Origin of the sequence: Arthrobacter sp. CAN_A214, from assembly GCF_015751955.1 — a bacterium.
Lineage (GTDB): Bacteria > Actinomycetota > Actinomycetes > Actinomycetales > Micrococcaceae > Arthrobacter_D.
The window spans coordinates 1-16,243 of the sequence record NZ_JADOUU010000006.1 but is presented as its reverse complement, the minus strand read 5'-3'; the positions used below and the strand labels follow the sequence as shown (position 1 = coordinate 16,243).

The window sequence follows — 16,243 nt, the reverse complement described above, 5'->3', positions numbered from 1 at the left end:
AGCGACGGCACAGGACGAACCAGTAAACTGGTCTACCGTGACCACTGACGACACTTCCCCGGCCGATGACTTCAATGAGCAGATGCGCATCCGCCTCGCCAAGCGCGCGGACCTGCTGGAAAGCGGCAGGGAGGCGTACCCCGTCAAGCCGGAGCGCACCCACTCCCTCACCGAGCTCCGGAAGAGGTTCGGAAGCCTCGCCGCTGAAGAGACCTCCGGCGAGGTGGTCAGCGCAGTGGGAAGGGTGGTCTTCATCCGCAACTCGGGAAAGCTGTGCTTCGCCACCCTCCAGGAGGGTAACGGCACCCGGCTCCAGGTGATGCTCAGCCTCGCTGCCGTCGGTGCGGAGGCCCTCGCGGACTGGAAATCGCTGGCTGATCTCGGCGATCACGTCCAGGTGCACGGTGAGGTGCTGAGTTCGAAACGCGGCGAGCTGTCCATCATGGCCGACTCGTGGAGCATGGCGTCGAAGGCGCTTCGGCCGCTGCCCACGCTCCACGCCGGCGTCAACGAGGAGACCCGCGTCCGTCAGCGCTACGTGGACCTGATGGTTCGCGAAGAAGCGCGCGACATGGTGAGAAAACGCGCCGCCATCACCCGCAGTATCCGCGAAACCCTTCACGCGCTCGACTATGTCGAAGTCGAGACGCCGATATTGCAGCTGGTGCACGGTGGTGCCACGGCGAGGCCCTTTGAAACGCACCTCAATGCCTTCGACCAGAAAATGACCCTCCGCATTGCCCTCGAGCTTTATCTCAAGCGGGCAGTAGTGGGAGGAATCGACCGCGTCTATGAAATCGGGCGTATTTTCCGCAACGAGGGGGTCGACTCGACACACAGCCCCGAATTCACCATGCTCGAATGCTACGAAGCGTACACCGACCAATTCGGAATGGCAGAGCGCATGAAGGAAATAATCCTGAATTGCGCCGACGCACTGGGAAGCCGGACCATCGAGACGGACAAAGGCACGATCGACCTCGACGGAGACTGGGCATGGCTCGGTGTCTATCCCGGGCTGTCCGCAGCGGTCGATCAGGAAATTACTCCCGAAACTTCCGAAGAAATCCTTCGGCGGATTGCTGAATCGCGTGGGGTTGCGGTCAATCCCGCCTGGCAGGCCGAAAAGCTCGTCCTCGAGCTTTTCTCCGAATTGGTGGAGCCTTCCCTGCTCCAGCCCACTTTCGTCTACGATTACCCGCCGTCCGCGCAGCCCCTCGCCCGGCAGCACCGGGCGAATCCCCGGCTCATCGAAGCATGGGACCTGATTATCGGCGGCATGGAGCGTGGCACGGCCTTCTCCGAACTCATCGACCCGGTGATTCAGCGCGAGCGCCTCACCGCACAGTCCCGCAGGGCCGCGGAAGGGGACGATGAGGCGATGCAGCTGGATGAGGACTTCCTGCGCGCGCTCGAGTACGGCGCCCCTCCGATGGGCGGAATCGGTCTCGGAATCGACCGCTTGGTGATGCTTTTCACGAATGTGGGAATTCGTGAGTCCATTCTGTTTCCCATTCTGAAACCCGCGCAGGTATAGCGCCGTGGAATACCTTGCCGTCCTTTTGCCCTCCGCCTCCCTTGCAGTCATCTTCTACTTCGTCATGCGGGCCATCTTCAACGCGGACCGAGCGGAGCGTGAGGCTATGGCACGTGCGGAGGAAAAACTTCCAGATGTGACGAAAGTGAAGAATGAGCCGGAAGAAACGCCTGAAACTAAAGCGAAGCCGGATAGCGGCCAGCCATAGCATTCCGGTATTCCCTTTGACCTGGCCCCTTTGTTGCTACATAATCGCAGTAGGGGGTTATTCATCAAATTCTAAAGGGAGTATATTGTGGCGCAGAAAGTGAAGATTATCCTCATTGACGACATCGACGGCGGAGATGCCGACGAAACCGTCCGCTTCGGCCTCGACGGCGCCCAGTACGAAATCGACTTGTCGGAAGCCCACGCCCGAGAATTGCGGGACGCCCTCAAGAATTACGTTTCCGCCGCACGGCGTAGCAACCAGTCGAAGCAGCGCTCCGCACCGGCGCCCGCCCGCAACCAGGAAGCCGCCCAGGTGCGGGAGTGGGCCCGGGAGAACGGCTACAACGTCTCGGCCCGTGGCCGGGTGAACAGCGAAATCGTCGAGGCATACCGCGCAGCGCAGCGCTAGGGGCGCTAGGGGCGGCGTGATCTCGCCTGTGGCGAACACGCCCCAAAAGCTCCTTCTCTGCACGTAGCATCGAATTACGCGTCAGCTAGGAGTGTGCCCCATGTTTGAAAGATTCACAGATCGTGCCCGTCGTGTTGTCGTGCTGGCCCAGGAAGAGGCCCGCATGCTCAACCATAATTACATCGGCACCGAGCACATCCTGCTTGGGTTGATCCATGAGGGCGAGGGTGTAGCCGCCAAGGCCCTCGAGTCGCTCAGCATCTCGCTGGGTGCCGTACGTGAGCAGGTCCAGGAAATCATCGGGCAGGGCCAGCAGGCGCCGTCGGGTCATATTCCGTTCACCCCCCGGGCCAAGAAGGTGCTGGAGCTCTCCCTGAGGGAGGCACTGCAGCTCGGCCACAACTACATCGGCACGGAGCACATCCTGCTTGGCCTCATTCGTGAGGGCGAGGGAGTTGCCGCGCAGGTGCTGGTGAAGCTCGGAGCGGATCTCAACCGTGTCCGCCAGCAGGTGATCCAGCTGCTCTCGGGCTACCAGGGCAAGGAGCCCGCAGTAGCAGGAGGCCAGCAGCAGGAGGGGACCCCCGCAGGTTCGGTGGTGCTCGACCAGTTCGGGCGCAACCTCACGCAGGCCGCCCGCGAATCGAAGCTCGACCCCGTCATCGGCCGTGAGTCGGAGATGGAGCGGGTCATGCAGGTGCTCTCCCGCCGCACCAAGAACAATCCGGTGCTGATCGGTGAGCCCGGCGTCGGCAAGACCGCCGTCGTCGAAGGGCTCGCCCAGGCGATCGTCCGCGGCGATGTGCCGGAGACGATCAAGGACAAGCAGCTCTACACGCTCGACCTCGGTTCGCTCGTCGCCGGCTCCCGGTACCGCGGTGACTTCGAGGAGCGCTTGAAGAAGGTGCTCAAGGAGATCCGGACGCGCGGCGACATCATCCTCTTCATCGATGAGATCCATACGCTCGTCGGGGCAGGCGCAGCCGAAGGGGCCATCGACGCGGCGTCGATCCTGAAGCCGATGCTCGCCCGCGGTGAGCTCCAGACCATCGGAGCCACCACGCTCGACGAGTACCGCAAGCACATCGAGAAGGATGCCGCTCTTGAGCGTCGTTTCCAGCCCATCCAGGTGCAGGAACCGTCGGTGGCCCACGCCATCGAGATCCTCAAGGGACTGCGTGACCGCTACGAGGCACATCACCGGGTCTCGATCACCGACGGCGCACTCACCTCGGCCGCCACGCTCGCCGAGCGGTACATCTCCGACCGCTTCCTGCCGGACAAGGCGATCGACCTGATCGACGAGGCCGGTGCCCGGCTGCGGATCCGGCGCATGACCGCGCCGCCGGAGCTCAAGGAGATCGACGAGCGCATTGCCGACGTCAAGCGGGAGAAGGAGTCGGCGATCGATTCGCAGGACTTCGAAGGCGCTGCCTCCCTCCGAGACAAGGAGCAGAAACTGCAGGACGAGCGCTCCGACAAGGAGCGCAGGTGGAAGTCCGGCGGCCTTGACGACATCGCCGAGGTCGACGAGGAACTGATCGCCGAGGTCCTTGCGATCTCCACCGGCATCCCCGTGTTCAAGCTGACCGAGGCCGAGTCCTCGAGGCTGCTGAACATGGAGGATGAACTCCATAAGCGGGTCATCGGGCAGAACCAGGCCATCAAGGCGATCTCGCAGGCCATCCGGCGCACGCGTGCCGGTCTGAAGGACCCGAAGCGTCCGGGCGGTTCGTTCATCTTCGCCGGTCCCACCGGTGTGGGTAAGACCGAGCTCGCCAAGGCCCTCGCGGAGTTCCTCTTCGGCGACGAGGATGCCCTGATCACGCTCGACATGTCCGAGTACTCCGAGAAGCACACCGTGTCACGGCTCTTCGGTGCTCCTCCGGGTTACGTAGGCTATGAGGAGGGCGGCCAGCTCACCGAGAAGGTCCGCCGCAAGCCGTTCTCGGTGGTGCTGTTCGACGAGGTGGAGAAGGCTCACGCCGATCTCTTCAACTCCCTCCTGCAGATCCTCGAGGACGGACGCCTGACGGACAGCCAGGGCCGCATGGTCGACTTCAAGAACACGGTCATCATCATGACCACCAACCTTGGGACACGCGACATCTCCAAGGGCGTGATGACCGGATTCCAGTCGGGCACGGACACCAACACGAGTTACAACCGGATGAAGGCGAAGGTCCAGGAAGAGCTGAAGCAGCACTTCCGGCCCGAGTTCCTCAACCGTGTCGATGACACCGTGGTGTTCCCACAGCTCACGCAGGACGAAATCGTCGAGATCGTCGACCTGTTCCTCGAGCGGCTCAGCAAGCGGATGGCCGACAAGGGAATGACCATCGAGCTGACTCCGGCCGCAAAGGTGCTCCTCGCCACCCGCGGCTACGATCCGTCGATGGGTGCGCGGCCGCTGCGCCGCACCATGCAGCGGGAGATCGAGGATCAGCTGTCCGAGAAGATCCTCTTCGGCGACCTGAAGTCCGGTGAGCGTGTGGACGTGGACGTGGAAGGCGAAGGGACCGACGCCGTGTTCACCTTCGTGGGGCATGGAGCCCCCAAGGAGCTTGAGGACGGCCCGGCGGCCATCGAAGCGACGGTTCCCGAGTAGTCGTTTCCTGAACACCAGCACTGTCGAAGAATCCCGCCCCGGGCCACCGTGGCGGGATTCTTTGCGTGACCCCGGCATCGGTGCTCGGGGCAACGAAATTACTCCCTCAGTGAACCTCGCCCGGTTCCGGCACTTGCGGTGATACGTATTGCGGATGAACCTTGACGATTCGCACACCACCGATGGCCACGGCTCTCCGGACCAGGCCACGCCGTTCCACGACCTCGAGGACTTCGTTGCCCTCCCGAGGCTGAGCGGGCTCGCGATGAACTCCGACGGGAGCCGACTTGTCACCTCGGTGGCCACCCTCAATCCGAAGCGCACGGGCTACGCCACCGCCCTCTGGGACGTTGACCCCTCGGGAGAGCGGCCCGCACACCGCCTGACACGCAGCGCCGAAGGTGAATCCGGGGCCGCATTCCTCGCCACCGGCGACCTGCTGTTCACGTCCGCCCGCCCCGACCCCGGCAACGAGGCCGATGACGCCGGAAAGCAGGCCTCGCTGTGGCGGCTGCCGGCGCGCGGCGGAGAGGCGGAACTGCTCCACTCGCGGCCGGGCGGCATCAGCTCCGTCGCCACGGCCGCGCACGCCGACATCGCCGTCGTCGTTGCCGAGGTCCTCGCCGGTGCCTCCGGTGAGGTAGAGGATGCCGAGCGGCGCACTGCCCGCAAGGACACCGGAGTTGCCGCGATCCTCCACTCCGGCTACCCGGTTCGCTACTGGGATGCCGACCTCGGCCCCGGTGAACCGCGCTATTTCCGGCTGGAGGCGAACTCGGAGGATGAACCTCTGGTCCCGCTCGCCGAAGGCATCGGTGCCGGGCTCCGCGACTCCCACCCGGAGGTGAGCCCCGACGGGGCGATGCTGTTCACCGCCCTCCGCCTGCCGGAGGCCCTCGGTTCCCAGCGCAGTGCGCTTGCGCGTATCGACGTCGCCACCGGCGAGCGGACCGTACTGGTGAACGAGGCCGGCTTCGATGCCGCACCGGGTCCAGTGAGCCCGGACGGCAGGACCGTCGTCGTGATCTGCAACCGACGCACTTCGGCCGACACCTTTCCCCGGACGTGGCTGGCCCTCCTGCCGGTCCAGGGCGGCGAGCTCATCCCGCTGGCGAGGGACTGGGATCGCTGGCCCGCTCCCGCGGCCTGGCTCCCGGACGGCTCCGGCATTCTCGTGACAGCCGACGACGACGGCGCTGCGCCGGTCTTCGCCATCGATACCACCACCGGCGCGGTCCGCAGGATCACGACCGATGCCGCCGCATACTCCGATATCTCGGTGAGCCCCGACGGCACCACCGCCTACGGACTGCGCAGCTCCTACCTCTACCCGGCCGAACCCGTTCGGATCGACCTCGGAACCGGGGATACCACGCGGCTGCGCGGCCCCGTGGAACGGCCCGAACTCCCCGGAACCCTCGAGCGCGTGGAAACCGTCGGCGAGGACGGCCAGCCGGTGAAGTCGTGGCTGGTCCTGCCGCAGGAAGCCTCGGACGCATCTCCGGTTCCGGCGCTGCTGTGGATCCACGGCGGGCCGCTCGGCTCCTGGAACGCTTGGACCTGGCGCTGGTCACCGTGGTTGCTCGCAGCGAAGGGCTACGCAGTGCTCCTTCCCGATCCGGCCCTGTCCACAGGCTACGGGCAGCACATGATCGACCGCGGCTGGGGCCAGTGGGGTGGAGCGCCCTACACGGACCTCATGGCGGCCACTGATGCGCTGGTGCAGCGGGCCGACATCGACGAGAGCCGCGTCGCTGCAATGGGCGGTTCCTTCGGTGGGTACATGGCGAACTGGGTGGCAGGCCACACCGACCGCTTCACGGCGATCGTCACCCACGCAAGTCTGTGGGCGCTCGACCAGTTCGGCCCCACCACCGACGCGGCCTATTACTGGAAGCAGGAGATGACTCCCGACATGCTGCGGGACAACTCGCCGCACCACTCCGTCGGCAACATCAACACGCCGATGCTCGTCATCCACGGCGACAAGGATTACCGGGTTCCCATCGGCGAGGGCCTTCGGCTGTGGTATGAACTGTTGTCCGCGTCGAAGCTCCCGGCGAACGACGACGGCACCACCGTGCACCGGTTCCTCTACTTCCCGGATGAGAACCACTGGATCCTCAAACCCCAGCACACGAAGGTCTGGTACGGCGTCGTCGAAGCATTCCTTGCTCAGCATGTTCTCGGGGAGGAGAAGGAACTCCCGCCCGAGCTGGGACTGTAGGCGCGCCGGGCTTTGTAGACTTGGGCGAATGAGCCCTGACTACACCCTTCGCCGTGCCCGGACGTCCGATGTCCCTGCCATCAAGGCGCTGGTGGCGCCGCTGGCGGATCGGCGCATCCTTATGGCGAAGGAAACCGTCGCATACTACGAGGGGCTCCAGGAATTCCGGATCGCCGAGGGGGAGGACGGTGCAGTGCTCGGGTGCGGTGCCCTGCACATCATGTGGGAGGACCTCGCCGAGGTGCGCACGCTCGCCGCGGCGGCTTCCGGGCGGGGCATCGGTCGGGCGATCCTCGAGCAGCTTATCGAGGACGCCAGGAACTACGGGGTCAAGCGCGTATTCTGCCTGACGTTCGAAGTGCAGTTCTTCGCCCGGCACGGATTCGAGGTCATGGCGGACCAGAGTGCGGTAGATCCCCAGATCTACTCGGAGCTCCTTCGCTCGCATGACGAGGGCGTGGCGGAGTTCCTCGACCTCGCCCGCGTGAAGCCGAATACGCTCGGGAATACGCGGATGATCCGGCACCTGTAGCAGGCGGCGCAGCTTCCCGGCTGGGGGAGACCACCGCCAGGGGGTGGAAAAGGCGGTCGGAATCTGGATATAGTAAGACTGCTTAGCATCCCAGCGATGCGGTTGGACTGCCGGAACCGGAGTCCGTACACCGAGCGAAAGGATTTACTTATGGGTTTGGATGACAAGATCGGGAACAAGAGCCAGGACCTCGGCGGCAAGGCCAAGGAAGGCTTCGGCAAGGCCACCGGCGACGAGAGCATGGAAGCCGAGGGTCACGGAGACCAGGCCAAATCCAGCCTCAAGGATGCCGGCGAGAACATCAAGGATGCTTTCAAGAAGGACAAGTAGTACCTGCTTCGACTGCAAGGAATTCGAGAAGGAAACCTGCGGGAGGCGCCCATCACCGGGTGCCTCCCGCAGGCGCATTAACAGCGTGGCGCTGCGGCCACCGCCGCACGCCCCCGGAAGCCGTACGCCCTAGGAAAGCGGGAAGGCCGAGGGTATCGTTTGGCTTGGCCGGTGCGGTCCGAGGCGGATCCGCAGGTCTTTCCTGTTCGCAGCCATAGGAGCGTGCCGTCGTGAAGAAGCTCATCAACAACCCCCGGGCAGTGGTCGCCGAATCCGTCGAGGGGTTCGGGCGTGCGCATGCCGACCTCGTGACCGTCCATCCCGACCCGCTGTTCATCAGCCGGAAGGACGCCCCGGTCAGCGGCAAGGTGGGCCTGGTCTCGGGCGGTGGAAGCGGTCATGAGCCGCTGCATGCCGGATACGTAGGGCGCGGAATGCTCGATGCGGCTGTTCCCGGGGCCATGTTCACTTCTCCTACGCCCGACCAGATCCTTCCTGCCACCATCGCCGTCGACGGCGGAGCAGGAGTGCTCCATATCGTCAAGAACTACACCGGTGACGTCCTCAATTTCGAGACCGCCGCCGAACTGGCCGACGAGGAGGGAGTGACGGTCCGTTCCGTGCTGGTGAACGACGATGTCGCCGTGGAGGATTCGCTGTACACGGCGGGCCGGCGGGGAGTGGGAGGCACCGTCTTCGTCGAGCGGCTCGCAGGAGCCGCGGCCGAGCGCGGCGATGACCTGGAGGCCGTCACCGCCGTCGCCCAGCGGGTTGCAGACAATGTGAGGTCGATGGGTGTGGCGTTGGCCGCCTGCACGGTCCCGCACGCCGGTGTGCCGAGCTTCGACCTCGCGGAGGACGAGATCGAGATCGGTATCGGCATCCACGGTGAACCCGGGCGGCACCGCATCGCCATGGAGGACGCCGACGGCATCACAGTGCACCTGCTCGAACCGATCACCGCCGACCTCGCGCTAACGGCCGGCGACCGCGTCCTGCTTCTGGTCAACGGCATGGGCGGAACCCCGGCAAGTGAGCTCTACATCGTCTTCCGCAAGGCCGTTGAACTGCTCGAGGCGCAGGGCGTGCAGGTCGAGCGGTCGCTCGTCGGCAACTACATCACCGCGCTGGAGATGCAGGGCGCCTCATTGTCGGTCTTACGGCTCGATGACGAACTGGTGGAGTTGTGGGACTCGCCGGTCCATACCGCAGCCCTGCGCTGGGGGGTCTAGCGGTGACGTTATCCACGCAGTGGGCAGTCGCCTGGCTTCGAGGAGCCGCCGAGGTCGTTGCCGAGAACCGTGCCCTGCTCATCGATCTCGATCGCGCCATCGGGGACGCCGACCACGGCGAGAACCTCGACCGCGGGTTCAGCGCGGTTGTTGCCAAGCTCGATGCCGGTCCGGATCCGGCCACCCCCGGTGAAGTGCTGAAGACTGCGGCGATGACGCTGATGTCGACGGTCGGGGGAGCCGCCGGCCCGTTGTACGGGACGGCCTTCCTGCGGGCGGCGAAGGCGCTGGGGGACGCCGTCGAGGTAGGTCCCGATGAGGCGGCGATGATGCTCGAAGCCGCGCGGGACGGCGTCGTGGCCCGGGGGAAAGCCGAAGTGGGGCACAAGACGATGATCGATGCGTGGACCCCGGCTGTCGAGTCCGCCCGCACTGCGGCGGACGCCGGAGCGAGTGCCGAAGAGGTGCTGTCCGCTGCAGCCAATGCAGCGCACGCGGGAGCGGTCGCTACCGAGCCGCTGATCGCGAGGAAGGGCCGCGCAAGCTATCTGGGCGAGCGGAGTGCCAACCACCGTGACCCGGGGGCAGTGTCAACCGCGATGATCCTCCAGGCGGCTGCAGTGGCGGCAGGCAGCGTGAATCAATGAGCGGCAGGTCCGGCGGTGCAGCAGCGAACGTGGGGCTCGTGATCGTGTCCCACAGCGAGAAGATCGCCGAAGGAGTGTGCGAGCTGGCCGCCCAGATGGCGCCCGACGTCGTCCTGGTCGCAGCGGGCGGCACCGACGGTGGAGCAGGTGCAGCGCGGATCGGTACGAGCTTCGAGAAGGTCCAGCGGGGGATCGGGAGCGCGGACAGCGGCAGCGGCGTCGTGATCCTCACCGACCTCGGTTCGGCCGTCATGACCGCAGAAATGGCGTTGGAATTCCTCGACCCGGAGCAACGGGGAATGGTGCGCCTGGCGCAGGCCGCACTGGTCGAGGGCGCCGTCGCGGCGGCCGTCCAGGCGCAGGGCGGCGCCCCGCTTGAGGAAGTGGTGAGGGCTGCGGAAGGGGCGGTAGTCTCGATCGACCCGGAGGGGCTGGAGCCGTTCGTCACGCACGAAGCCGCCGCGCCGGGCTCGCGGCGGTGCCCGGCGGACACTTCGGGCGCACCGACGGTCGGCGGCTCATGGACCCTTCCCAACCAGATGGGGCTCCATGCCCGGCCCGCCGCGTTCCTGGCGTCCGGCCTCCTCGACCTCGAGGCGGACATCACCATCAACGGAGTGGACGGGAAATCGGTGATGCTGCTCATGAGCCTCGGCCTGGGACAGGGCAGGGAGGTCACGGCCGAAGCATCCGGCCCGGACGCACAGGCGGCAATCGACCTGATCGAAGCGGCAGTGGTGTCAGGATTCGGGGAACCTGCCTAGCCTTCGATCCGGATTCACTGCGGCAGGCGGATTCCCTCGCCGGTTTCCTCGGCCAGACCGTCAACCAGCAGGCCGGCCAGGGAGCGCTCGAGCTGCTCGGCCGGAGCGCGCAGGCGGTGCAGGCTGTCGAGGGCGGTGATGCTGAGGTTTTCCGGAGGGTGCGCCAGATCCACTGGCGCCCTCAGCAGCAGCTCCGGCCCGACGCAGCCCTCGGCTTCGCGCAGGACGGCCAGGATGGCGCCGCGCACCTGCCGGTCAGTTCCGGCCCAGGCCTGCCCTTTGGGAATGTAGTCCGGCTCCGGCCGGCCGGCCGCGACCCACGCACAGGATCCGAGGACGGGACATGCTGCACAGCGCGGCGAACGCGCCGTGCACACCAGGGCACCCAACTCCATGACGCCGGCGTTCCAGCGCACGGAGAGGGCGTCATCGTCGGGAAGGAGGAGGGAGGCCCGCCGCATCTCGGCTGCCGTCAGGGTAGCTGCGGGCAGTGCCTTGCCGCCCAGCAGGCGTGCGTGGACCCGACGGATGTTCGTGTCGACAACCGTTTCGCGCGCACCGAAGGCGAAAGCGGCGACGGCGGCGGCGGTGTAGCTCCCGACGCCCGGCAGGGTGAGGAGCGTGTCGTAATCCGAAGGGACGGCGCCCTCGTGACGGTCCACCATCGCGCTCGCTGCCGCGTGCAGGCGGAGCGCCCGGCGGGGATACCCGAGCCGCCCCCAGTGGCGGACAGCCTCCCCCGCCGGCTCGCCGGCAAGGTGCGACGGCGTCGGCCACCGAGCGAGCCACTCCTCCCACACGGGAAGTACGCGCACCACCGGGGTCTGCTGCAGCATGATCTCGCTGACGAATACCCCCCACGGCGTGCGTTCCGCACTCCGCCACGGTAGATCCCTCGCGGAAGCCGCGAACCACTCCGAAATCGCGGCATGGAGGGTTTCCAGTCCTGGCTCGGTGGTGGGGCCCGCGGCAGGCATGGAGTGGATCGGGGAATTCATGGTGAGCAATACTCTATCGACCGGCGTGGTGGCGTCAGCAATCGGCGCCCCGCTCCCTAGCCTTGAAGAATGGAACCAGTTCACGGACCGGGTAGTGCCGGAAGTCACGGAGTGTCCCCGAGGCGCCCAAGCCCGGCGGTCTATCGCCGTCGACGCCTTGTCGCGGCCGTCCTGGCACTGTTGATCGTCGCGCTACTCGTTGCCGGCGTCGTCATGGTGATCGGCCTCTTCTCCCCGAATGACGGTGATCCCGCGTCGGCTGGCGCCGTAGCGACGACGGCGGCTCCTCCTGTCGCCCCGTCCCCTACCGCGTCGTCGCCTGCCGACGGCGCCTCAGCGGAGCCATCGCCCTCGGCTTCGGAACCGGAGCCTACTGCGGCCGATGAGGCTTCCGAGCCGGAGTGCGATCCCGCCGAGATCGCAGTCGAGGCGAGAACCGATGCGCCGGCCTACCCTTTGGGGCAGGAACCGGTCCTGAGCCTGGTCGTGCGCAATGAGAGTGAGACGGCGTGCGCCGTCAACGTCGGCACCTCGCAGATGGAGTTCGTCGTTGCGGACCCGGCTGACCGGATCTTCTCGTCGACCGATTGCCAGCAGGCGCCGCAGGATCTGGAGCGGGTCCTGGAGCCCGGGGCGGAGGAGGTGGCGACGCTCGAGTGGGCGCGCACGCGCACTACTCCCGGGTGCGCCTCGGTGGAACCTGTCCCGGAGGGTGGAACCTTTGTCCTGACCACGCGCCTGGGAGGCCTCACCAGCGGAACGACGTCGTTCGTGCTCGACGGTTAGGCCTGGTTCGGGGCCTACATGAACCGATCGAGCAGGCTGGTCTCCGCGATCCGTGAGAGGCCCTCACGGACCGTCCGGGCGCGCTGCTCTCCGATGCCGTCGACGGCCATGAGGTCCTCGATATTGGCGGCCATGAGGTTCTGGAGGCCGTCGAAGTGATCCACCAGCCGGTTGGCCACTGCGGGGGGTACGGCCTTGATGCCGGAAAGCAGGCGGTAGCCCTTCGGCTGGATGACTGCTTCGAGCGAGTCCGTGGAGGGATTGAAGCCGAGGACGCTCGCAATGGTTCCGAGGTCGATCAGTTCCGTCGAGCTGAAATTCTGCAGGGTGGCAACCCGCTCCTCTACGGGAGCCTGGCTGTTGCCGAGGTCCATGTAGTCCCGTAGCACCATCTCGCTTCCCGGTCCGAGCCCGGTGGTCAGCTCTTCGACCTGGAGGGACAGCAGACGCCCGTCGATGCCCAGTTCGAGGACATACTGTGAGATTTCCTCGGAGATCCGCCGGACCATCTCCTGGCGCTGGAGCGTCACCGCGACGTCGCGGACCGTCACCATCGCTTCGATCTCGAGCGCGGACAGGGAATTGGTCACCTGGTCGAGGCGTGCGCGGTAGCGTTCGAGCGTGGCCAGTGCCTGGTTGGCGCGGGCCAGCACGGGCTCCGATCCTTCGAGGACGTGCCGGAGCCCGCTGATGTAGAGGGCGATGATCTGCATGGACTGGCTCACCGAGATGACCGGGAGGCCGGTCTGGATGGCAACGCGCTCCGCTGTGCGGTGGCGGGTGCCGGATTCCTGGGTTTCGATGGTGTGGTCGGGAACGAGCTGGACGGCGGCGCGCAGGATGTTGCTCGCGTCCTTGTCGCAGACGATTGCACCGTCCATTTTCGCGAGTTCCCGGAGGCGGGTCGGCGAGAAATCGATACCGATGTCGAAGCCTCCCGAGCAGATCGCATCCACGGTGCGGTCGAATCCGAGGACGATCAGCGCACCCGTCCTGCCCCGCAGGATTCTTTCGAGCCCGTCCCGGAGGGCGGTGCCGGGTGCTACACGAGCGAGGGTGGCCTTCAGCGAGTCCTCGGGACTGCGAACCATGGCCCAATCCTTTCAAAATTCACGCTGCCGGCCGACACGTTCGGGCAGCCTCAGGTCGGAGGCGCCAGGCAGGCAGCGGCCGCATGTTTTCCGCACAGCCGAACCTAATACTAGTGGTCTGGCGGTGGATCCCTGATATCGGTTCGAAGCGACGACTAGAAGAGCAGGGTCAGCGCCTCGGTCAGGGTGGATACTTCCCGTACCGTGAAGCCTTTCGGGATGGGCCCGGGTCCATTGGGCGACGCCGGTACCACGGCATGGGTGAAGCCGAGCCGCTCCGCTTCCTGGATTCGCCGTGCGATCCCGGGCACCGGACGCACTTCGCCGGCCAGCCCCACTTCCCCGAAGGCGATGAGCTGGGAGGGCAGGGGCTGGTCCGTTTTGGCTGACGCAATCGCGAGGGCGACGGCGAGGTCGGTGGCGGGTTCCCCCAGTTTGACGCCGCCGACGGTGGCGACGTAGCTGTCATCCTTGTGCAGGCCCATCGATGCCCGGCGCTGCAGGACCGCCAGCAACATGGCGACCCGCGCACTGTCGAGTCCGCTCGTCGCGCGCCGGGGCTGGGACGTCGCTGATTCGGCGAGCAACGCCTGCACTTCGGCAAGCAGCGGGCGCCGGCCTTCGAGGGTGACCGTGATGCACGTTCCCGATACCGGGTCCTTGGTCCTGGATACGAAGAGCCCACTGGGGTCGGCGAGGCCTTCAACTCCGGCATCGGTCAGGTCGAAACAGCCCACGTCATCGGTGGGGCCGTAGCGGTTCTTCACCGCGCGGAGCAGACGCAGCCGGGAATGCCGCTCGCCCTCGAACTGGCACACCACGTCCACTAGGTGCTCGAGGAGCCGCGGCCCGGCGATAGAGCCGTCCTTCGTCACATGGCCCACCAGGATCGTGGTCATATTCTTTGATTTCGCCACATTGATGATCGACGCCGCTACCTCGCGCACCTGGGTCACTCCACCTGCGGTGCCGTCGACGGCCGAGCTGCTGAGGGTCTGGACCGAATCGACGACCAGGAGGGAAGGGTTGAGCTTCTCGACCTGGCCGAGGGCCTGGCCCAGGTCAGTCTCGGCGCTCAGGTAGAGGGTGTCCGCAACTGCGTCGATCCGCTCGGCACGTAGTTTGACCTGGGCGGCCGATTCCTCTCCCGTGACGTACAGGACATCCCTCCCAAGGTTTGCCACGCGCGCGGCGACATCAAGCAGCAGGGTCGACTTCCCGACCCCCGGTTCGCCCGCAAGGAGGATGACAGCACCGGGCACCAGTCCGCCGCCGAGCACGCGGTCGAGCTCGTCCATCTTTGTGGGCTGGAAGGCGGCAGTGGTTGCATCCACGTCGGCAATGCGCTGCGCGGGCCGCACGACGGTGGCCGCCGCCGTCGTCCGAGCGACCGGCTGGCCGGTTTCCTCGACCGTGCCCCACGCCTGGCACTCACCGCATCGGCCCACCCATTTTGCCGTTGTCCACCCGCACTCGGCACAGCGGTACCCGGGAGTGTTGTTCCGGCCTGCGCGCGTTGCCGTAGAGCTCTTTGTTGCCATTCGTTCAGCGTACCTGCGCTCTCTGACATCGCCGGATCGGCGGCCACCCTCGCAGCGGAGCCCCGATGCATGGGACTTCGTGCTCCGACACCCGTCCCTGAACCTGATGGTTGTTTTGACTGAACCAAAACAACCGATAGGCTTGGGTCATGGCGTTCACAACCGACTCTCCAACCGGTACGGACCTGCTTCGGCAGTCGATCCGTAACTCAGGGTTGAAGGTCACTGCGCCTCGTGTCGCAGTGCTGGAAGTGCTGCGGCAGAACCCGCATTCAAGTGCGGAGCAAATTTCGGCGAAGGTGCAGGATGTCCTCAGCGGCTCGTCCACCCAGGCCGTCTACGGAATCCTCGCTGCCTTTACGGGGGCAGGGCTCGTACGGCGTTTCGATCCGCCGGGCTCGGCGGCGCTCTTCGAGTGCAGGGTGGGAGACAACCATCACCACCTGTTGTGCGTGCAGTGTGGAGCGGTCAAGGACGTCGACTGCGTGATCGGACAAGCGCCCTGCCTGACTCCGTCAGATAGCGCGGGGTTCACCGTCTTCGCGGCAGAAGTCACCTTCAACGGCCTCTGTCAGCCGTGCCGGGTTCAAGCTGCGGCCGAACCCACTTCCTGAGCACTACCGAACCCGGTGAGAATTCCGACCGCCACTCCGTGTTGCATGCTGCCCAAATGCTGGCACCGCAAACGTCCATATCCGTTAGTCGACAACCGTCCGAGCGCAAGCCGGACACCACCAAGGAGCCACCATGACCCTTCTCGATCGCACACCAACCGTCTCCCGCGATGCACCGGCCCGCCCTCACCAGCCGCTGCCTCTCGCGCCCCTCGGCGGCAGTTACGTCAGCCGTGGAGCCACCACAGCAGATGGCGAGGGAACCTACGTCACCGCAGGCTCGTCCTTGTCGCCATCCGGCCGTGGAACCTACGTCACAACCGCCAGTCCCTCGCGCTTCAGCAACCCGGGCCGGTACACGTATTCGAACTGGAGCGCTCGCTAGGAGCGTGGAAGTGCGGTTCGGTCAAGAACGTGATCGACCCGCAAAGGGAATGCCCCCAACGGGCGCACGTGCGGGGTTCGCTCGGATATCGGACGGAGTGGAGTGAGCCAGAACCGCAGGTTTCGTGGAAAGTTGATGCCGTTGTCCCACGTGCCAATGCCCAACTGAAACCGAACAATTCCGCCCTGCAATGCGTGAGGCTGCATAGCGTCGAAGGTTCTTATTGAGCCGGTGCAAGGTTACGTCCCGCTGAGTGGTGGAGTTTTCTCGACACCGTGCGGGTCAGTTCTTTGATTATGCTGCAGTGAGTTCTGGGAGCAAAACTGTTTCCT

General features: G+C 65.8%; 16 protein-coding genes. 13 read left to right on the top strand and 3 right to left on the bottom strand.

What is annotated here, in order from left to right; all coding sequences use genetic code 11:
* Positions 1-82: 82 nt before the first annotated feature.
* From lysS to dhaM, 10 genes are all read left to right on the top strand, one after another.
* A complete protein-coding gene (gene lysS, locus IWX65_RS07360) occupies positions 83-1,537 on the top strand; it encodes a lysine--tRNA ligase (protein WP_196881909.1) in 1,455 nt (484 codons plus the stop codon).
* A gap of 4 nt (positions 1,538-1,541) precedes the next feature.
* The gene (locus IWX65_RS07355) at positions 1,542-1,745 is read left to right on the top strand and encodes a hypothetical protein (RefSeq protein ID WP_196881923.1); all 204 of its coding nucleotides are present in this window, start codon (positions 1,542-1,544) and stop codon (positions 1,743-1,745) included.
* An 87-nt stretch (positions 1,746-1,832) separates the two neighbouring features.
* Positions 1,833-2,156 (top strand): histone-like nucleoid-structuring protein Lsr2, encoded by a 324-nt coding sequence (locus tag IWX65_RS07350; RefSeq protein WP_196881783.1) that lies wholly within the window; start codon positions 1,833-1,835, stop codon positions 2,154-2,156.
* Between the two features lie 100 nt (positions 2,157-2,256).
* Positions 2,257-4,764, top strand: coding sequence for an ATP-dependent Clp protease ATP-binding subunit (locus IWX65_RS07345; RefSeq protein WP_026532276.1), 2,508 nt, complete (start codon positions 2,257-2,259; stop codon positions 4,762-4,764).
* A gap of 154 nt (positions 4,765-4,918) precedes the next feature.
* Positions 4,919-6,991 carry an alpha/beta fold hydrolase gene (locus tag IWX65_RS07340; protein ID WP_196881782.1) on the top strand — a complete coding sequence of 691 codons (2,073 nt, stop codon included), beginning with the start codon at positions 4,919-4,921 and terminating at the stop codon, positions 6,989-6,991.
* A gap of 28 nt (positions 6,992-7,019) precedes the next feature.
* On the top strand, positions 7,020-7,523 hold the full coding sequence (locus IWX65_RS07335; RefSeq protein ID WP_196881781.1) for an amino-acid N-acetyltransferase: 504 nt from the start codon (positions 7,020-7,022) through the stop codon (positions 7,521-7,523).
* A 150-nt stretch (positions 7,524-7,673) separates the two neighbouring features.
* Positions 7,674-7,853: a CsbD family protein gene (locus IWX65_RS07330; RefSeq protein WP_196881780.1), complete on the top strand. Its 180-nt coding sequence runs from the start codon at positions 7,674-7,676 to the stop codon at positions 7,851-7,853.
* 230 nt (positions 7,854-8,083) lie between these two features.
* The gene (gene dhaK, locus IWX65_RS07325) at positions 8,084-9,085 is read left to right on the top strand and encodes a dihydroxyacetone kinase subunit DhaK (RefSeq protein ID WP_196881779.1); all 1,002 of its coding nucleotides are present in this window, start codon (positions 8,084-8,086) and stop codon (positions 9,083-9,085) included.
* Positions 9,086-9,087: 2 nt separating this feature from the next.
* A complete protein-coding gene (gene dhaL, locus IWX65_RS07320; protein WP_334683720.1) occupies positions 9,088-9,732 on the top strand; it encodes a dihydroxyacetone kinase subunit DhaL in 645 nt (214 codons plus the stop codon).
* The gene (gene dhaM, locus IWX65_RS07315; RefSeq protein WP_196881778.1) at positions 9,729-10,496 is read left to right on the top strand and encodes a dihydroxyacetone kinase phosphoryl donor subunit DhaM; all 768 of its coding nucleotides are present in this window, start codon (positions 9,729-9,731) and stop codon (positions 10,494-10,496) included. Before dhaL ends, dhaM begins: the two co-directional genes overlap by 4 nt.
* A gap of 14 nt (positions 10,497-10,510) precedes the next feature.
* Here the strand turns inward: dhaM and IWX65_RS07310 are convergent, their stop codons facing one another.
* Positions 10,511-11,494, bottom strand: a complete 984-nt coding sequence (locus tag IWX65_RS07310) for an A/G-specific adenine glycosylase (RefSeq protein WP_196881777.1) — start codon at positions 11,492-11,494, stop codon at positions 10,511-10,513.
* A 111-nt stretch (positions 11,495-11,605) separates the two neighbouring features.
* Here IWX65_RS07310 and IWX65_RS07305 point away from each other — a divergent pair, with 111 nt between their 5' ends.
* Complete coding sequence (locus IWX65_RS07305) at positions 11,606-12,280, top strand: hypothetical protein (RefSeq protein ID WP_196881776.1); 675 nt, start codon at positions 11,606-11,608, stop codon at positions 12,278-12,280.
* A 14-nt stretch (positions 12,281-12,294) separates the two neighbouring features.
* Here the strand turns inward: IWX65_RS07305 and disA are convergent, their stop codons facing one another.
* Positions 12,295-13,371, bottom strand: a complete 1,077-nt coding sequence (disA, locus tag IWX65_RS07300; protein ID WP_196881775.1) for a DNA integrity scanning diadenylate cyclase DisA — start codon at positions 13,369-13,371, stop codon at positions 12,295-12,297.
* A 155-nt stretch (positions 13,372-13,526) separates the two neighbouring features.
* Positions 13,527-14,912 (bottom strand): DNA repair protein RadA, encoded by a 1,386-nt coding sequence (gene radA, locus IWX65_RS07295; RefSeq protein ID WP_196881774.1) that lies wholly within the window; start codon positions 14,910-14,912, stop codon positions 13,527-13,529.
* 149 nt (positions 14,913-15,061) lie between these two features.
* Here radA and IWX65_RS07290 point away from each other — a divergent pair, with 149 nt between their 5' ends.
* Together IWX65_RS07290 and IWX65_RS07285 are read left to right on the top strand one after the other, a co-directional pair.
* On the top strand, positions 15,062-15,526 hold the full coding sequence (locus IWX65_RS07290; protein ID WP_196881773.1) for a Fur family transcriptional regulator: 465 nt from the start codon (positions 15,062-15,064) through the stop codon (positions 15,524-15,526).
* Between the two features lie 133 nt (positions 15,527-15,659).
* Positions 15,660-15,911 (top strand): hypothetical protein, encoded by a 252-nt coding sequence (locus IWX65_RS07285; RefSeq protein ID WP_196881772.1) that lies wholly within the window; start codon positions 15,660-15,662, stop codon positions 15,909-15,911.
* The last annotated feature ends 332 nt before the right edge of the window (positions 15,912-16,243 follow it).